Source organism: Streptomyces synnematoformans (assembly GCF_039531005.1).
Classification (GTDB): domain Bacteria; phylum Actinomycetota; class Actinomycetes; order Streptomycetales; family Streptomycetaceae; genus Streptomyces; species Streptomyces synnematoformans.
Genome location: NZ_BAAAPF010000654.1, coordinates 1 through 1,393 on the forward strand (window position 1 = coordinate 1; position 1,393 = coordinate 1,393).

Here is a 1,393-nt window from a genome sequence, read left to right on the forward strand (position 1 = left end):
GGGCGCCGGCTGACGCCGCGCCGGCGGACGCGGGCGAGCCGGCGCGGCCCGGCGGGGCGGCGGAGCCGCCCTGCAGCGACCTGACGTTGTCGCCGAAGGACCAGCTGCGCGCCCCGTCCCAGTTGATCGACCAGGTCATCAGGCCCTTGAGCGCGCCGCCGAAGTGGTTCCACGCCTGCGCCACCGACCCCGGCGGCATATGGCCGCCGCCCGCGCCGGGCTGCGCCGGCAGCCCGGGGGCCTGCTTGTCGTACGGGACGCGGACGGTGGTGCCCTGCACGACGAGGCCGCGGTCCAGGCACTCGGTCTGGGCGACGAAGCCCGCGACGGTGCCCGCCTGGTACGAGTCGCCGGAGCAGCCGTACATGCTGCCGTTGTAGTACTGCATGTTCAGCCACCACAGCCGGCCGTTGTCCGCGTACTTCTTGATGATCGGCAGGTACGCGCCCCAGATCGAGCCGTAGACCACGCTGCCGCCGGTGACGTACGCCGTCTCCGGCGCCATCGTCAGCCCGAAGCCGTCGGGCATCCGGGCGAGGACGCCGTCGATGATGCGGATGAGGTTGGCCTGCGAGGTGGACAGCTGGTTGATGTTCCCGCTGCCGACCAGGCCGGTCTCGATGTCGATGTCGATGCCGTCGAAGTTGTACTCCTGCAGGATCGGCACCAGGGTGTCGACGACCCGGTCGGCGACGGCACCGGAGCTGAGGTCGACGCCGGCCGTGGCGCCGCCGAGCGACATGAGGATGGTGGCGCCGTTCGCCTTCGCCTCGCACATCTCGGCGGGAGCGGCGACCTTGACGGTGCGGTCCATCCCGTCCTCCCACTTGACCGTGCCGTCCGAAAGGATGACGGGGAAGGCGGCGTTGATGACGTTGTAGCCGTGGCCGCGGATCGCGGGGTCGGTGATCGGCGTCCAGCCGAACGGCGGGTGGACGCCGTTGGCGGCGCCGTCCCAGTTCTCCCAGTAGCCCTGGAGGACCTTGCCCGCGGGCCTGGGCTTGGTGGGGCACGACTCGGCCGCCGGGGACCCGGGCGCCGCCGGACCGGCCGCTTCCGGCGGGGCCGCCGCCGCGGCGGGGAGCTGGGCGGCGAGCACCAGCGTGAGGCCGATGCCGAAGAGCCGCAGCGTCCGGCTGATCGCAGAGTGCATGACACGCTCGCCTTCTGGGCTGTGGGGTTGCCAGGGAGGTACGTGCGGTGCTGCGGCACAACGTAAGTTGGTCCAGACCTTTCGTCAAGAGGTCTGGACCAAAGGCCGTCCCGGGCCCGGCGGGGAAGCTGTTCGTGCCCCGTTCACCTGCGGGTTCGTGACGTTGCCTAACGTGCCCGCCATGCCCACCACGCACGACCTGGTCGACGCCATCTGGGGCCAGGACCCGCCGCGCGACGC

1 protein-coding gene is annotated in these 1,393 nt (G+C 71.8%); it reads right to left on the reverse strand.

Translation table 11 applies throughout. The annotated features are described in order from the left end of the window. Nucleotides 1-1,153, reverse strand: a 1,153-nt coding sequence (locus ABD317_RS36905; RefSeq protein WP_344296439.1) for a chitinase, incomplete at its 3' end; no start/stop codon positions are given. Nucleotides 1,154-1,393 lie beyond the last annotated feature (240 nt).